At 75.1% G+C, this 17,309-nt stretch carries 8 protein-coding genes; 4 read left to right on the top strand and 4 right to left on the bottom strand.

From position 1 onward, the window contains the following. Positions 1-24 precede the first annotated feature (24 nt). Both ACSMXW_RS18730 and ACSMXW_RS18725 read right to left on the bottom strand, forming a co-directional pair. On the bottom strand, positions 25-3,720 hold the full coding sequence (locus ACSMXW_RS18730) for an AfsR/SARP family transcriptional regulator (RefSeq protein ID WP_485797862.1): 3,696 nt from the start codon (positions 3,718-3,720) through the stop codon (positions 25-27). Between the two features lie 693 nt (positions 3,721-4,413). Further along, positions 4,414-6,534 (bottom strand): asparagine synthase-related protein, encoded by a 2,121-nt coding sequence (locus ACSMXW_RS18725; RefSeq protein ID WP_485797861.1) that lies wholly within the window; start codon positions 6,532-6,534, stop codon positions 4,414-4,416. 1,500 nt (positions 6,535-8,034) lie between these two features. Between ACSMXW_RS18725 and ACSMXW_RS18720 the strand changes: the two genes are divergently transcribed. From ACSMXW_RS18720 to ACSMXW_RS18705, 4 genes are all read left to right on the top strand, one after another. After that, positions 8,035-9,456 (top strand): NsdA family TPR-like regulatory protein, encoded by a 1,422-nt coding sequence (locus ACSMXW_RS18720; protein WP_485797860.1) that lies wholly within the window; start codon positions 8,035-8,037, stop codon positions 9,454-9,456. Between the two features lie 727 nt (positions 9,457-10,183). Beyond that, the gene (gene lhgO, locus ACSMXW_RS18715) at positions 10,184-11,386 is read left to right on the top strand and encodes an L-2-hydroxyglutarate oxidase (RefSeq protein ID WP_485797859.1); all 1,203 of its coding nucleotides are present in this window, start codon (positions 10,184-10,186) and stop codon (positions 11,384-11,386) included. 454 nt (positions 11,387-11,840) lie between these two features. Continuing rightward, the gene (gene trmB, locus ACSMXW_RS18710) at positions 11,841-12,659 is read left to right on the top strand and encodes a tRNA (guanosine(46)-N7)-methyltransferase TrmB (protein ID WP_485797858.1); all 819 of its coding nucleotides are present in this window, start codon (positions 11,841-11,843) and stop codon (positions 12,657-12,659) included. Between the two features lie 46 nt (positions 12,660-12,705). After that, positions 12,706-14,352, top strand: a complete 1,647-nt coding sequence (locus ACSMXW_RS18705; protein ID WP_485797857.1) for a PrsW family glutamic-type intramembrane protease — start codon at positions 12,706-12,708, stop codon at positions 14,350-14,352. 342 nt (positions 14,353-14,694) lie between these two features. Here the strand turns inward: ACSMXW_RS18705 and ACSMXW_RS18700 are convergent, their stop codons facing one another. Further along, positions 14,695-15,639, bottom strand: coding sequence for an aldo/keto reductase (locus ACSMXW_RS18700; protein ID WP_485797856.1), 945 nt, complete (start codon positions 15,637-15,639; stop codon positions 14,695-14,697). A gap of 75 nt (positions 15,640-15,714) precedes the next feature. Continuing rightward, positions 15,715-16,818, bottom strand: coding sequence for a M23 family metallopeptidase (locus tag ACSMXW_RS18695; protein ID WP_485808138.1), 1,104 nt, complete (start codon positions 16,816-16,818; stop codon positions 15,715-15,717). Positions 16,819-17,309: the final 491 nt, after the last annotated feature.

The following is a 17,309-nucleotide window of genomic DNA, read 5'->3' as shown; positions in this document are numbered from 1 at the left end:
CCGGGAGCGGGCGACGCGTCGGGGCTACCTGACGACCGGTGGCCAGGTGAGGCGGCTCTCGGCCAGGGGCGGGGGCGGTTCGGCTCCGACCGCGGCGGCCAGTTCTGCCAGGACGCCGTCGGGGTCGAGCGACTCGCCCGCCGCACGCTCGGTCTCGAACCGGTCAGGGCCGAGCGCGGCCACCGCCTCCGCCTCGGCCTTCTCCGCAGCCGCACGCTCGGGCATCGGCCGGGCGTGGCCGTGACGCCAGGCGAGCGCGGCGGCGAACAGCCGGACGGCGCGCGGGTGGTCGCCCAGCTCCGACACGAGCAGGGCGCCGGCGTCGGTCAGGCCGGCGGTCACCATGTCGGCGCAGTGGCCCTTCAGCGCCTCGCGGAGGCCCTCGGCCAGCAGCGTCAGCCCGGCCACCGGGCCGTGCTCGGCGGCGACGACACGGGCGTCGATGTCGTTCAGCATGGCGAGGAACTGCGGTGGCGGGCTGCCCTGTGCGGCCTCGGCGCGGGCGGCTTCGCAGAGGGCGCGGGCCTCCGGCAGGTCGCCGCGGTCCAGGGCGATGACGGCGCGCAGGAGGCGTACGAAGGCGCGTGAGTCCTGTACGCCGTAGTGGTCGCTGGCCTCGGTCGCCTCGTCGACCAGTTCAGCCATCAGGGCACGGTCACCGGCGCAGTAGGCGATCTGGGCGAGCCGGGCCAGCAGGAACGCCGTCTCCGCATAGGCGCCCACCTCGTAGGCGAGGCGCAGCGCCTCCTCGTACTCCTGCTTGGCCGCCGCGAACTCACTGCGGGCCATGGCCAGCTCACCGGACGCGCTGCACACCTGGGCCCGCATCCAGCGGTCACCGACCCGCCTGCTGATCTCCCTCAGCTCCACCAGGTCCGCGTCGACGCCCGCCATGTCGCCCGGTCTGTCGATGCTCAGGTGGGCGCGGAACATCAGCATGGAGCCGATCTCCCAGTCGCCGCCGTGCACGCGGCAGTTCTCTATCGCGGCGTCCAGGGCGGCCGAGATCGAGGCCGGGCCGTCCAGGAAGAAGACCGTGAACGGCCAGATGACTCCGGGGAAGCTGGCCGCGGCGGGGACGGGGCGCTCGAACGCACGGCGCACGTGGGCCACGAAAGCGCGGGCGCGCTCGTCGTGCAGTGCTTCCGCCGGCCCCATGTCGGCCACCAGGAACAAATACATCAGCCGGAGCCTCATCCGCGGCCAGTACAGGGGGTGGTCCTCCTGTTCGGCGGGGTCGGAGGGGTCGGCTGCCGGAGCGTCCCGGAGGTCGAGGGCGGCGACGTGCCCGCGCTCGCCCGTGGGATGGATGGTGTGGCAGGTGGCGGCGGGCGCCAAGGTGTCCGGTGCGGACGGGCGGTCTGTCGCGGCGGGCGGTCCGGCGGGCGTGGTGCGGGCCTGCCCGGGGACGTAGGCCTCAGCGACGAGCGGGGCGACGGGCTGCCCGGGTGCGGGAGGGGCGAGACGGAGGATGCGCTGGATCCATTCGACGCCCTCCGTACGGTAGTTGCGCAGCCACCAGAACCAGCCGACGGCGAGGGCCACCGCGGCGGCCAGCTCCTCGTCGCCCGCGGCCAGGGCGCGGTGGAGGACCGCGCGGATGTTGTCGAGCTCGGTCTCCAGGCGGCGGATCCAGGGCAGTTGCTCGGCGGAGCGGAGGAGCGGCTCCGCCTCCTCGACCAGGGCGCGCACGTACGCACTGTGCCGGCGCTCGGCTGCGGCACGCTCACCGGGGCGCTCGGTGGCACGCTCGGACGCGTACTCGTGGATGGTCTCCAGGAGGCGGTAGCGCATGCCGCCTCCGGCGTCCGGCGGGTCCTCGACCGGGGTGGCGACGACCAGGGACTTGTCGACGAGTGCGCCGATGACGTCGGCGGCGGGGCCGGTGCAGACCGCCTCGGCGGCGGAGAGGTCCCAGCCGCCGGCGAAGACGGAGACCTCGCAGAGGACCCTGTGCTCCTGCTCGGTGAGCAGGTCCCAGGACCAGTCGACGACGGCGCGCAGGGTCTGCTGGCGGGGCAGGACCGTACGGCTGCCGTTGGTGAGCAGGCGGAAGCGGTCGTCCAGGCGGTCGGCTATCTGGCGGGGTGTGAGCAGCCGCAGCCGGGCGGCGGCCAGCTCGATGGCGAGCGGGAGGCCGTCGAGGCGGCGGCAGATCTCGTCGACGGCGGCGGGGTCCCGGGCGGGGTCGAAATCGGGGCGGACGGCGGCGGCGCGCTCGGTGAACAGGCGGTGGGCCGGGTCGGGCGGCAGCGGCTCCACGGGGCGCACGCACTCGCCGGGCACGCCCAGGGGCTCGCGGCTGGTGGCGAGGACGGTGAGACCGGGGCAGCGGGTCAGCAGGGTCTCCGCCAACTGGGCCGCGGCGTCGATGACATGCTCGCAGTTGTCAAGGATCAGGAGCAGGCTGCGGGCCGCGCAGTGCTCTACGAGCAGGGCGACGGGGTCGACCTGCGGGGTCGTCCTGTCGGCGGTCAGCAGCACCATCTCGCGGAGGCCGAGGGCGCTGACGACCGCACCGGGGACCGCCTCCGGACTGTCGAGCGGGGCCAGCTCGGCCAGCCATGCCCCTGGATGCCCGGCGGCGGCTTCCTCGGCGAGGCGGGTCTTTCCCGAGCCGCCCGGCCCCGTGAGGGTGACCAGGCGTGCTCTTCGTAGGTCGGAACGGATGGCGTCGAGTTCTGGTTCCCGTCCGACGAACGACGTCAAGCGGGGCCGGAGGTTCCCCTTCCGGTCGGCCGTTGCGCGGGGCGGTGGGGGCGGAGAGGTCCGTGTTACTGCTTCGTTCCCCTGCGGGGGCCGGTCGGACCGGTCGGACCGATCAGCCCGGTCGGAACGGTCAGCCCCGTCGGAACGGTCAGCCCCGTCGGAACGGTCGGAACGGTCGATCGGGTCGGCTCGCTCAAGCCGGTCTGGTCGCTCAAGCGACGCTGGTCGGCCGAGCGCGACGGTCCGGCTGAGCGGGGCGGGCCGGGCGGGCCGGGCGGGCCGCACGGGCGGGTCGTGGGCTGTCAGCAGCTCGGCGTGCAGGGCGCGGAGTTCCGGGCCGGGGTCGGCGCCCAGGCCGTCCGCGAGGGTGCGGCAGGTCCGGTCGTAGGCGGCGAGTGCGTCGGCGCCGCGGCCGGCGGCGCGAAGAGCGCGGATGAGCAGGGCCTGCAGCGGCTCGTCGTAGGGGTGGGCCGCGGTGAGCTCCGTCAGCTCCGGTATCAGCTCGAAGGCGCGGCCCAGCCGCAGATCGGCCTGTACGCGGGCGCGTGCCGCCTCCAGGCGCTGGGCCTCCGGGCGGGTGGCCGCAGCGCGGTCCGGCAGGTCGGCCAGGGCCGGGCCGTCCCAGAGGGCCAGCGCCTCGCGGAGGGTGCGCGCGGCGGTGGCGGCGTCGTCGCGGCCGAGCGCCGTGAGACCCTCGCGCACCAGCCGTTCGAAACGGAAGAGGTCGACATCGTCGGGGTCGGCCGCAAGGCGGTAGCCGCCCGCCTCGGAGGCGACGGCGGCCCTGCCCAGCGCGCGGCGCAGCCGGCCGACGAGGGCCTGCAGGGCGGCGGGCGCGTCAGAGGGAGTGCGGTCGGACCACACCTCGTCTATGAGCACGCTCGCCGTGACCGTGCGACCGGCGTGCAGGGCCAGGGCGGTCAGCAGCGCGCGCAGCCGCCGACCGCCCAGGGGTATCGGGACGCCCTGGTCGGTCTGCGCCCTGGTGGCGCCGAGAATCTGGTACCGCACGGATCCATTCTCACCGGGGCCGGGTGCCAGGGCGGCGGGTTTTTCCGGGGCCCGCGTGGCGGCGGGGCGCAGTATGCGCGTGGCGACGACACAAGAGCCCGCGGAGACGGCCGCGGCAACCATGTGGAGACGGCTGCGGCGCGTACGCGGAGACGGTCACAGCACGCGCGTGAAGACGGCTGCGGCGCGTACACGGAGACGGTCACAGCACGCGCGTGAAGACGGTCACAGCACGACGCCTGAAGGCACTGCCGCAGCGCCCCGCGTGAAGACGGCAGCGCGCACGTGGAGACCGCCACAGCGCGCACGAGGAGGCCGCCGCAGCGCCTCGTGCGCGGCTGCCGCAGCGCCTCGTGCGCGGCTGCCGGCGGTGGGGGGCCGCAGTACGCGCGTGGCGACGGCCCGGCGCTGGACGGGAGAGGCCTGAGGCGACGGGGACCGGCCGCCGCGCCGGCATGGCGGCGGCCGGGCGTAGGCCGTGCGGCAGCCGGGCGTAGGCCGTCCGGCGGCCGGGGATGCGCCCTCAGTGGAGGGTGCCGTCGGCGGATCACGCCCTCGGTGGGTGGTGACGCCACCGGAGGCCTGATGTCAACGGACGTCACCCCGGCGTCCCGCCCCGGGCCTCGCCCGCGCCCTCGTCCCGCGCACTCACCCCGCACACGCGCCCTCCGGGTACGGTCCCGCCGCAGCCGCTCACTGCGGGCGGGCCGCACCCAGGGCGTCTCTCCGGGGGACGACGGTGCCGGAGGGGACCGCGCGCTGCCGGGACGGGGTGCCCGTCCAGCAGGTGCCGCGGCGGGCCAGCAGGCGGCGCAGCCAGACCTCCAGGGAGACCAGGTCGGCGAGGCCGTCCAGGGGGAGGGGTTCGCCCTCCGAGGCGGCACGCAGGGCCTTGCGGACCACCCGGGCCTCGACCAGTCCGGCCTCGGCGAGGAGCGGGGTGTCGAAGAGGCTCACCAGGTCCCCTATGGCGGTACGCATGCCGATGCGGAGGGTGGCCGTGGCGCCGGCGGGCGAGGGCGCGCCCCAGCCCGGGGGCAGGTCCGCGACGCCGGAGCCCTCCAGGACCTTGCGCAGGATGGCGGCGCGGGCACCGGGCTGGACGCGCAGCGCGACGGGCAGGGCGCGGCAGGCGCGCACGACCTGGTTGTCCAGGAACGGGGTGTGCAGACGCTGGAAGCGGACCTCCGCGGCCTGTTCGAGGATCCGGAGGTCGGCGGCGTGCCGGGCGAGGGCGGCACGCGCGCGGAAGTCGCCGGGACGCAGCCCGGAACCGGGGCCGGGGCGGGCCATGGCGGCGCTCAGGCGAACCGATACTTCAGCCAGGGCCTCTCCTGTCAGCCACCGTGCGGCGGGCCCCGGTCTGCCCCAGGCGAGCGCCGCCAGCGAGGCGCCCACGGGCCCTGCCGGATCGCCCGGTTCGTCGAAGCGGCGGCGCAGCAGCCGGTCGGCGAGGGCGTCGATGCCGGCGCGGTACGGGGTGCGTGCGAGGCGGCGTGCCGCGCTGTACACGCGCGCGGGGACCATGACGGAGCCGTCCGCCTTGGCGAGCGCCGCCACGGGGCGCACCAGGTGCCGGCGCTTGCGGTCCATCAGCAGGTCGGCGAGGCGGGCGGGGTGGGCGTCCAGGACCTGGCGGGCGCCGTGCCCGGTGAAGTGGTCGGCGCTGCCCGCGGCGAGCCGGACGCGGTGGCGCGCGGCGACCACCAGGGAGGGGCCCGGCTCGTCGGTGAGCGGGGCGTCGAGGCTGGCGTACGGGAGGGCCTCCTCGCCGCCCGCTACGACGACGTGGTGGAGGCGGGGGTTGGCGGCGATGGCGCCCGCGCGTTCCACCTCGTCCTGCTGGCCGGCGACGGCGAGGTCGTTGAAGGTGACCGCGAGGAGCCGCTCTCCGGCGCCGGTGCCGTGTCCGAGGACGGTGCCGGGCATGCCGGGCAGGCCGGCCGCGAGCAGAGCGAGGGTGCCGGAGGCGGGGCCGCCGGAGAGGTCGGCGCCGATGCCGGGCACGGGCATACCGCGGGCCGCACGCCGCTCGGCGGGCCCCATGCCCGGTACGGGGCCCGGGTCGATGCCGGCGCCGGGGACGTGCCGCGGGGCCGCCAGACGGGCGCGTACGGCCTCCACGAGGGCGTCCCGGACGCCGTCCATGGCACTGGTGGCGTCGATGGGCGGGGCGGCGACGGCGAGGGAGGCCGTGGGCTCGTAGCCGGCGATCTCGCGGGCGCCCGTGCGCAGGATGAGGGCGTGGCCGGGCGGGATGCGCCGTACGCCGTCGTAGGGCGTGGAGTCCTGGAGGGCCTCGGGCACGTCGGGGGCGGCGAGCAGGGCGGCCAGGTGGCCGATGTCGAGGGGGGCCTCGATGAGGTCGGCCAGCGGGAGCGCGGCGGTGGCGTACGCGGTGCCGCCCGCCCAGGGGGTGTAGAAGACAGGCCGTGCGCCGGCGAGGTCGCCGAGGACGGCGACGCGTCTGCCGACCTGGACGACGGCGGTGTAGCTGCCCGCCCAGGCGGTGAGGTGCCGCAGGGCGCCGCCGCGGGCCGCGAAGAGGGCGACGCGGAGCTGCTCGTCGGTGGCCGCGCAGGTGCCCAGGACGGCGATGCGGGTCTCCGCGTCGGCCTTGACGACGCGCACCTCGTCGGGGCGCCAGTCGCCCACGGCCCACAGCGGATCGGGGTCGCCCCACAGGAGCTGGGAGCCCACCGGGTGGACGGTCTCGCCCTCGGTGTCGCTCCAGCCCCCCGCGGGGGCCGGGCGTACCCCCTTCGGCCGGGCGCTTCCTGCGGTGGCACTGCTCCACCCCACCAACCACCGCATTGCCGCCTCCACAGGCTGTGGACAACCACTACAAGCACTGCGACCAGTGCAACCGGGGCGCCGGGGGAACCACCGCACCGAACGATCGGGACCATGCTGCCACGAAGGAGGCGCACGGGAAGGCTTGCGGAACGGCTTCCGTGCTCCTGCATGCGCCCCTGGCATGCGACAAGTCATGCGTCCCAGGTACTTGCTCGTCGAGGCCCACACAACCACATCCCTGGGCGGATGCGCTGCCGTGCACCCCGGTGGGGCGCGGCCCGCCGGGCACTGGCACGTTCTGGAGGGGGCTTCGCACACGCCTGCCCGACTTCGCACATGCATACGGCACCGCGTGGCGTGCGGGAAGCCCTTGGTACCGAGCATCAAGACCTCCGGGCCGGTCCGAAGAGGGCGCGCAGGACCGCTGCCCGTGCGGTTGCGTGGGGGGCCGGCAGGAGCGCATCGGCCCGGCGGACGCGCCCGTTGCTCCGGTGCGCCCCCGGAGGCGCCCGCACAGGCTCGCCGCCCGTAGGACGGGAGCTTTTCCCTCGCCGGGGACAGGGCCCGCCCGGGCCGTAGTCGGCCTGGGCACCCGTCCAACGCGTGCGGGAGGCCACCCCAGCCGCATCCCGGCCGCATCCCGGCCGCATCCCGGCCGCATCCCGGCCGCATCCCGGCCGCATCCGAGCGGCATCCGAGCGGCATCCGAGCGGCACCGAGCCACAGCGGGGCGCAGGGGGCGAGCCCCCGCCCGGACCGTACCGGCCCCCAACAGACCACCGATCGGCCCCAACAGACCGCCTGTCGGGCCCCAGCAGACCGCCTGTCGGGCCGCAGCGGGGGCGTCCGCGGGCTGCCGCGGGCCCGTGCGCGCGACGCGCCGAGGGGCGCGCGGAGGGGCGCGTCGCGGTGAGCCACGCCGGCGGACACGAGATCGCGCAGGGGGAGCACATGCCCGCCCCACGGTCGCGCCCGGGTGCCGGGCGGAGGAGGATTCCGGGCCCGGAGGGGCCCGTTCCGTGGGGCGGGATTCAGCCATTTCGGCCGGGATGAAATCGCGCTGCGCACTCCATCCCAGCGGGCGGACCCAACTCACGGTCCGGGAGGCGGCGTTCGCCTCCCGGACCGGTCCGCCGCCCGCGGGGATGGAGGCGGCGGTGTCCCCCAGCCCACTGGACCCAGTACAGCGGGCCGACCCACGCGTGATCCATCGAAGCGCTCCCGCGGTGGCCGGAGAAGAGCGCACGGCCGGGCGCACGGCCACACGCGCGGAGCGCGCGCCGGCATGGTCGCACTTCGCGACGGGCAACAATCTCGCCATCCGGAACTATGCCTCTTAACGCTTGGGATGCACCGAACTACCCTGTGTGTGCCTGTGTTTTCGCGGTGGCATATACCCCGGGGCTCGGACACCCGCTCTTGCGGCCGGGGGGCCGGGGCGGCGGCCGTGCGGACACGGTACGAATGTCCGGCGGTGGTGCGACCGCCGCGGCAGCCTTCTGTGTCGAGGGGTGGCGCATGTCCAGGGAGCAACGCGGGCCGAACGAAAAGCTCGGCGCCGTCCTCGCCCTCGCGGGAATCAGCAATGCAGGACTCGCGCGGAGGGTCAATGACCTCGGAGCGCAACGCGGGTTGACGCTTCGCTACGACAAGACATCGGTCGCCAGGTGGGTGTCCAAGGGCATGGTGCCCCAGGGCGCCGCGCCGCACCTGATAGCGGCCGCCATCGGACAGAAGCTGGGCCGTCCCGTGCCGTTGCACGAGATCGGCCTGGCGGACGCGGACCCGGCGCCGGAGGTGGGCCTCGCCTTCCCCCGCGACGTCGGCGCCGCGGTCAAATCGGCGACAGAGCTGTACCGGCTCGACCTCGCGGGCCGGCGCGCCGGCAGCGGGGGCATCTGGCAGTCCCTCGCCGGCTCGTTCGCGGTCAGTGCGTATGCGACGCCCGCGTCGCGCTGGCTGATAACCCCGGCGGACAGTTCCGTGGAGCGCAACGCCGGCCCGTCCGGCGCCGGCGGCCCGCTGAGGGTCGGCCACAGCGACGTGCGCAAGCTGCGTGAGGCGGCCGAGGACGCGCGGCGCTGGGACTCCAAGTACGGCGGCGGCGACTGGCGCTCCTCCATGGTGCCCGAGTGCCTCAGGGTGGAGGCGGCGCCGCTGCTGCTGGCCTCGTACTCGGACGAGGTCGGCCGTGCGCTGTTCGGCGCCAGCGCCGAGCTGACCCGGCTGGCCGGCTGGATGGCCTTCGACACCGGACAGCAGGAGGCGGCGCAGCGGTACTACATCCAGGCACTGCGCCTGGCCCGTGCCGCCGCGGACGTCCCCCTGGGGGGCTACGTCCTGGCGTCCATGTCGCTCCAGGCCACCTACCGCGGCTTCGGCGACGAGGGCGTGGACCTCGCCCAGGCCGCCCTGGAGCGCAACCGCGGCCTGGCCACAGCCCGCACGATGAGCTTCTTCCGGCTCGTCGAGGCGCGTGCCCACGCGCGCGCGGGAGACGCCCAGGCGGCCGGGGCGGCGCTGCGGGCGGCCGAAGGGTGGCTGGAGCGGTCGCGGGACGGGGACAACGACCCGCCCTGGCTCGGTTTCTACTCGTACGACCGTTTCGCGGCCGATGCCGCGGAGTGCTACCGCGATCTGAAGGCCCCCCGCCAGGTGCGGCGCTTCAGCGAGCACGCGCTCTCCCGGCCCACCGAGGAGTTCGTGCGCTCGCACGGCCTGCGTCTGGTCGTCTCCGCGGTCGCCGAGCTGGAGTCCGGCAATCTGGACGCGGCCTGCGAGCAGGGCGTGCGGGCCGTGGAGGTCGCCGGGCGGACGTCGTCGGCGCGTACCACCGAGTACGTGAGGGATCTGCTGCACCGGCTGGAGCCGTATGGGGACGAGCCGCGGGTGGTGGAGCTGCGCGAGCGGGCACGGCCGCTGCTCATGGCACCGGCGTGAGCCGGTGCCGGTCGAGGTCCGGGGGCGCCTTGTCCGGTCCGTGCGGCGCGGTCGCGCGCGTGCAGTCGCTGCGCGTGCGGCGCGGTCGCGCGCGTGCCTGTCGGTGCGCGTGCGGCCCGTCACTGCGGGTGCGGCGGTCGGTGCGCCTGCGCCGGGGTCGCTGCGCGTGCGGCGCGGTCGCGCGCGTGCCTGTCGGTGCGCGTGCGGCGGTCGGTGCGCCTGCGCCGGGGTCGGTGCGCGTGCTGCGCGGTGCGCCCGCCGCGGGGGCCGTCCGGCGGTCCCCGGGCCCGTGCGCCCCGTGCGGGGCGGCTTCGACCGGCTCGGAGGGGTGGTTCCGGTCGTCTCCGGACCTTCCATGGTCAGTGGTTGCGCGCGCAGTTCCCCGCGCCCCTTTTCGGGTCGGCCGGTACGGCCCGGTGGCATGCGGTGCGTCCGTGCGGGGCGCGGCTCGGTGGTCACCGGCTCGGAGGGGTGGAGCAGGTCGTCTCCGGGACACCCGTCGTGGGTGGTTGCGCGCGCAGGTCCCCGCGCCCCTTTTCGGGGCGCGCCGGACCGGTGGCGTGCCGCCCTTCGGGGGCGCGGTGGGTCGGTACCGGCTCTGAGTGGTTGCTCACGGTTTCCGCGCGGTTCTCTCGGGGCGCTCAGTTCGGGTGTGCGGCGTGGCCGCGGTGGGTTTGAGCGCGTCGTCAGTGGTGCAGTGCACTATCGGACGTGGGAGGTGGGATGCGTGGCGGGGACGGACTGCGACGTGCTGGTGATCGGCGGCGGGATCGTCGGCCTGTCGACCGCGTACGCGCTCACGCGTGCCGCCCCCGGCACCCGGGTGACGGTCCTGGAGAAGGAGCAGGGCCCGGCCCGCCACCAGACGGGGCACAACAGCGGTGTGATCCACAGCGGCATCTACTACCGCCCCGGCTCGCTCAAGGCCCGGTACGCGGTGCGCGGCGCCGCGGAGATGCAGAAGTTCTGCGCCGAGTACGACATCCCGCACGCCCAGACGGGCAAGCTGATCGTCGCCACCGACCGCGGCGAGCTGCCCCGGCTGCACGCCCTCGTCCAGCGCGGCAGGGAGAACGGGATTCCGGTCCGCGAGCTGGGGCCCGCCCAGATCGCCGAGTACGAGCCGCATGTGCGCGGCATCGCCGCCATCCACGTCGGCACCACCGGCATCTGCGACTACGAGCAGGTCGCTCGGCACCTCGCGGAGGCCTCCGGGGCACGCATCCGCTACGGCGCGCGGGTGACGCACATCGACCGCCGCCCGGAGCGCGGTGTGGCGGTGCGCACGTCCGACGGTGCGGTGCTGCGTGGCCGGGTGCTGGTGAACTGCGCGGGGCTGCACTGCGACGTGGTGGCGCGCCTCGCGGGTGACGACCCCGGTATGCGGATCGTCCCGTTCCGCGGGGAGTACTACGAGCTGGCCCGGCCCGAGCTGGTGCGCGGTCTGGTGTATCCGGTGCCGGACCCGGCGTTCCCGTTCCTGGGGGTGCACCTCACCCGGGGCATCGACGGCGGCGTCCACGTCGGGCCCAACGCGGTGCCCGCGCTCGCCCGCGAGGGGTACGGGTGGGCGACGGTACGGGCCCGGGAGCTGGCCGCGACGCTCGCGTGGCCCGGTTCCTGGCGGATCGCCCGCCACCACTGGCGGTACGGAGCGGGGGAGCTGCGGCGCTCGGTGTCGGTGCGGGCGTTCACCGAGGCGGTGCGGCGGCTGTTGCCGGAGATCGCGGTGGAGGATCTTGTGCCCGCGGCGGCGGGGGTGCGGGCACAGGCGGTGCTGCGCGACGGGACGCTTGTGGATGACTTTCTGATACGGGAGGGGGTTCGGGCGGTTCATGTGCTGAACGCGCCTTCTCCCGCGGCTACGGCTTCCCTGCCTGTGGGGCGGGAGGTGGCTCGGCGAGCGCTGCGGGTTTTGTCCGGGGCGTGACCGCCCCGGGGCCCCGTTGCCAGGGTCGGGCCCGGGTGGGCCCCGGGTGACCGGCTGCTCGGGGGCTCGTCCGGCCCGTGGCCTCGTGCGGGCCGTGGCCTCGTGCGGGCCGTGGCCTCGTGCGGGCCGTGGCCTCGTGCGGGCCTCGTCGTGGCTTGTCGCGCAGTTCCCCGCGCCCCTTTCAGGTGCCCCTGCCGGCACGTGGACATGTGCGGGTCTCGTCGTGGCCTCTCGCGCAGTTCCCCGCGCCCCTTTCAGGTGCCCCTGCCGGCACGTGGACATGTGCGGGCCTCGTCGCGGCCTCTCGCGCAGTTCCCCGCGCCCCTTTCAGGTGCCCCTGCCGGCACGTGGACATGTGCGGGCCTCGTCGCGGCCTCTCGCGCAGTTCCCCGCGCCCCTTCGGGAGTGGTCCTCTCGGCAGGCAGAGGGGTAGGGGGCCTAGGATGGGTGGACTGTGGCACAAGATGAAGAGGGTGGGTCCGGGCGCGAGCGGCGGCGGAAGTTTCCGCCGGGGGTCGGGCCCGCGCCGGATCCCGCAGGGGCGCGGTTCGAACGGCGGATCCGGAGTTTCCAGCCGCGGCGGGGACGCGTCACGCAGGGGCAGGCGGAGGCGCTGCGGCGGATGTGGCCGCGGTTCGGGTTCGACGTCGACGGGGCCCGCGTGCTCGACCTGGACGCGCTCTTCGAGGGCCGCCCCGTCGTCATGGAGATCGGTTTCGGCATGGGCGACGCCACCGCGCGGATGGCGGCCGACGACCCCGGCACCGGCATCCTCGCCGTCGACGTGCACACCCCCGGCCAGGGAAACCTGCTCGCCCTCGCCGAGCGGGCGGGCCTGACCAACATCCGGGTCGCCAACGGCGACGCCGTCATCCTGCTGCGCACCATGATCCGGCCCGCGTCCCTCGACGGCATGCGCATCTACTTCCCCGATCCCTGGCCGAAGAAGCGGCACCACAAGCGCCGCCTGATCCAGCCCGCGTTCCTGGACCTCGCCGCAAGCCGCCTCAAACCGGGCGCGCTGCTGCACTGCGCCACCGACTGGGAGCCGTACGCGGAGCAGATGCTCCAGGTGCTGACGGCGCACCCGGGTTTCGAGAACACCAGCGAGGACGGTGGCTTCGCGCCGCGTCCCCCGATCCGGCCCCGCACCCGTTTCGAGGAGCAGGGCGTCGAGAAAGGGCATGTGGTGCGCGACCTGCTGTTCCGGCGCACCGAGGCGGAGGTGCCCGCGGACGGCGCCCGGAACGGCACCGAGTCACCCCGCGCCTGACGAGGCACCATCGCGGGCGGGCCGTCCGCCGTTTAGGGTCGTTACCGTGGACACCCGTCCGAACCCTTACGCCCCGGCGGACCCGCCCGCCGCACCGGGCGGCACCGTACCCGCGGCCCGGCACCCGCACTGGTGGCAGCGGCGCGCCGTCCGGGCCGGTGCGCTGAGCACGCTGCTCGCGCTGAGCGGCCTGGTCATCCTGGCCCTGGTGCGCGAACAGACCGGCACCCAGGGCTTCCTCGTCGGCCTCGGCCTCGCCGTGCTGCCGGTGCCGCTGCTCGTCGCGGCCTTCCGCTGGCTCGACAGGGTCGCCCCCGGCCCCTGGCGGAACATGGTCTTCTGCTTCGCCTGGGGGGCCTGCGCGGCGGCGCTGATCGCGATCGTCGCCAACAGCTTCGCGACCCACTGGATCGCGACCGCCACCGCCGACCCGTCCAGCGCCGACACGCTGGGCGCCACCGTGATCGCACCGGTCGTGGAGGAGTCCTCGAAGGCCGCCGCGGTCCTGCTGCTCTTCCTCTTCCGGCGCAAGGACCTGTCAGGCCTGGTGGACGGCGTGGTGATCGCCGGAGTCACCGCCACCGGCTTCGCGTTCACCGAGAACATCCTCTACCTGGGCACCGCGTTCGGCGACGACCAGCTCACCGGCGACAGCGGCTTCGGATCGCTGACGGTGGCCACGTTCTTCGTCCGGGTGGTCATGTCGCCCTTCGCACACCCGCTGTTCACGGTGCTGTCCGGGATCGGCTTCGGGCTCGCGGCGGGCTCCGCGGAACGGCACCGGGTGCGCCGGGTGCTGCTGCCGCTCGGCGGTCTGGTGCTCGCCATGGGGATGCACGCGATGTGGAACGCGTCGTCCGACTTCGGCGACTACGGTTTCCTGCTGGTCTACGTGGCGTTCATGGTGCCGGCGTTCGCGCTGCTCACCTGGCTGGTGATCTGGAGCAGGCAGCGCGAGCTGCACACCGTGCGCACCGAGCTGTCGGCGTATGTGGCGGCCGGCTGGCTGCCGCCGTACGAGCCGTTCGTGCTGGGCTCGATGCGGGCCCGCCGCACCGCTCGTGCGTACGCCGGCCACGCGCTGGGCGGCAAGGCGGCCGCGCGCACCGTCACCGACTACGAGGCGTACGCCACCAGCCTGGCCTTCCTCCGGTACCGGGGGCGGCGGGGGCGCGCGGGCGCGGACTTCACGGCGCGCGAGGAGGCGTTGCTTCGGGAGCTGTGGCGGCGCAGGGAAGTGGCCCGGCCCGCGCTGGCGTACGCCACCCGGGACCTGCCGCCGGCGCTCTGGTTCGCCCCGCAGTGGGGGCCGTACCCCTACGGGCCGCTGCCCAGCGCCCCCTATGCCTCCGGCCCCCGGCACCATGGGCCCTACGGTCACGGTGTCAGGCCCGACGGCCCGTACAGTCCTGGTCTCCGGCCCGACGGCCCGTGGGGCCCTGGCACCCGGCCCGACGGTCCGTCCGGCTATGGCTACGCCTACAACTACGGCCAGAGCTACGGCTATGGCTACGGCTACGGTCCCGCGCCCGGCGCCACCGGTCACCAGCCGCCCGCCGGCCCCGGGATGCCCCACGGCCCGGGGATCCCCAACGGCTCCGGACTCCCCCACGGGGTGCCGTACCCCCTCCCGGCCCTCCCGAACGGGGCGCCGCAGCACGGGTCGCGCCCGGGCACGGATTCCGGGAACTGAACCGCGTGCGCGGGGGCCGTCGCCCAAGGGCCCGACCCGAGGTCATGCGCCGATGGCGGCCCGCCGGCGGCACCGGGGGGCGCGGGTGGTTCCGCGCCCACCCCGCCCCCTTGCGGGCTGCACCAGCCGGCGGTGGGTGCCGGGGACGAATGGCGGGGACGAATGGCGGGGACGAGTGGCCGTGACGAGTGGCCGTGACGAGTGGCCGTGACGAGTGGCCGTGACGAGTGGCCGTGACGAGTGGCCGTGACGAGTGGCCGTGACGAGTGGCCGTGACGAGTGGCCGTGACGAGTGGCCGTGACGAGTGGCCGTGACGAGTGGCCGTGACGGATACCGGGAGATCAGGCCGAGGCGGTGGTGAGGAGGTCGATCTCCTCATCGGTGAGGGTGAGGTCGTCGACCGCGAGCAGGGCCGGGAGTTGTTCCAGCGTGCGGGCGGAGGCGATCGGGGAGACCACGGTGGGCCGGGTGAGCAGCCAGGCGAGCGCGACGGTGGCGGGCTCGGCATCGTGGCTCTTGGCGACGGTGTCCAGTGCCTGGAGCACCGCCAGGCCCCGCTGCGTCGACGCGTACTGGGCCGCGCGCCCGGCGCGTGCGCTCTCGACCGTGCTGCCAGGCCGGTACTTGCCGGTCAGGAAGCCCGAGGCGAGCGCGAAGTAGGGCGCAGCCGAGAGCCCCGCGGCCTCCGCGGTGTCCAGCAGGGCACCCTCGTAGGTGTCGCGGGAGACCAGGTTGTAGTGCGGCTGGATGGCCACGTACCGGGCGAGGTCCTCGCGTTCGGCGAAGTCCAGGGACGCCTTGAGGCGTTCCGCGGAGAGGTTCGACGCACCCAGCGCCCGCACCTTGCCGGCCCTCACCAGGTCGTCCAGGGCGGTGACTATCTCCTCGACGGGTACGGAGGTGTCGTCGTGGTGAGTGTAGTAGAGGTCGATGTGGTCGGTGCCGAGGCGGCGCAGCGACGCGTCGGCCCCCGCCTTGATGGTGGCCGCGGACAGGCCCTTGAAGTCGGGGTGCGAGCCGACCTTGGTGGCCACGACGATCTCGTCGCGGTTGCCGCGGGCGGCCAGCCACTTGCCGATGATCGTCTCCGACTCGCCGCCCTTGTTGCCGTCGACCCAGGCCGTGTAGACGTCCGCGGTGTCGACGAAGTTGCCGCCGGCCGCGGCATAGGCGTCGAGCACGGCGAAGGACTGGGCCTCGTCGGCGGTCCAGCCGAAGACGTTGCCACCGAGGGAGAGGGAGGAGACGGCGAGGTCGGACGTGCCGAGTGTGCGGAGTGACGTCATGGAACGTGTCAACGCCCCCTCCGGAGAACGTATTCCGGAGGGGGCGGGGTGTGAGCGGGCCGGATGGCCGTGGGCTCAGGGGGTGAGGCCGTCCTTCTGGAGCCAGGCGAACGGGTCGATGGCCGCGCCGCCGCCGGGGTGGACCTCCAGGTGGAGGTGGGGCCCGGTGACGTTCCCGGTGGCGCCGACCCGGCCGATGACCTGGCCGGTGGTGACCTTCTGGCCGACGCTGACGCTGATCGAGGACTGGTGGCAGTACCAGAGCTCGGTGCCGTCGTCGAGTTCGAGGACGGTGCGGTAGCCGTACGAGCCGGACCAGCCGGCCTCCTTGACGGTAGCCGAGTGGATGGCCTTGAGCGGGGTACCGGTGGGGGCGGCGAAGTCCAGTCCCGTGTGGTAGCCGGACGACCACATCGAACCGGCGTCGCCGAACCTGGAGGTGAGGGTGTACGAGGAGACGGGGAGCGTGTAGCTCTTGGCGAGCTTGGCCAGCCGCTCGGCCTCGGCCTTGCGCCGGGCGGCCTCCTCGGCCTTCTTCTTCTCCGCGGCCGCCTGCTTCTCGGCCGCCTCCTTCTGCCGGGCGGCCTCGTCGGCGGCCTTCTTGGCCGCGGCGTCCTCGGCCGCCTGCTCGACGGCGCTCTCCGCCTGGTCCTGCTGCTGCTCGGCCTGCTGCAGGATCCGCTCGCGCAGCGCCTCGCCCGCGTCGGTGGTGCCGCGCTTGGCGTCCTCGGCGGAGACGCCGGCGCCGCTGAGCGGGGCGGTGTCCGTGCCGGAGCCGGAGCCGCCGGGCAGCAGGTGGCCGACGCCGGGCAGCGACCTGGCCTCCTCGGGCAGCGAGTGGGCGACGGACGACAGGTCCGGCATGGCGATGTGCACCGGGGGCTTGCCGCCCTCCGCGGAGGCGATGCCGCCCGCGCCCACGGCGGCGATCACACCGACGCCGAGGACCGTGGAGCTGCGGGCGAGGCCGCCGCGCTGCTTCATCACCCGGTGTCTGCCGCGCACCGGACGCACGGAGTCGGCGGTCGGGTTCCACTCGGCGCCCGTGTCGTCGTCCGCGAAGAAGTCGTCGCCGGGCCGGGAGCCGCCGTACGGGCTCCGGGCGGCGTCGACGTCGAGCGGTGCCTCGCCGTCGGAGCGGGCCCCGAAGTAGGGGCGGGCCCCCGCGCCGGCGCCGATTCCCGCGCGGGCGTCGCCGAAGTCGTCGGCGTCGAGGTCGGGGAGGACGAACTCACGGGTGTCCGCGGCACCGCCGGGGGCCAGGCCGGCGGCGTAGTGGGCCGCCGCGGCCTCGTGGACGTGGTCGGCTGCCGCGATGTCGTGGACACCGAAGGTGCGGGTGCCGAAGTCGCCGGTGACCGCGTCATGGGCGGCGGGGCGCTCGGTGCCGGATCCGTCGGTGCCGAAGGCATGCGTCCCCCGGTGGTCCCGCGGGTCGCCGGGGGCCCGGGTGCCCCGCGGCGGGGTGGGCTGCCAGCCGCCCGGGAGGGGGAACTCACCGGTGGTGTGCGGCAGGGGGAACTCACCGGTGGTGTACGGCGGGGGGAACTCACCCGTCGTGTCGTGCGGGTGTGCTCGGCCGGTCGCGGCGGGTACGCCGGGCCGGGGCGCGGGCCGACCGGTGGCCCAGCCCGGCCCCGGGTGGTCGGCGGAGGCGGGCGCGGTGGGCG

It is taken from the genome of Streptomyces sp. DSM 116793, assembly GCF_057320905.1.
Note: the sequence above shows the minus strand (reverse complement) of the source record. Positions and strands in the feature narration are given on the sequence as shown.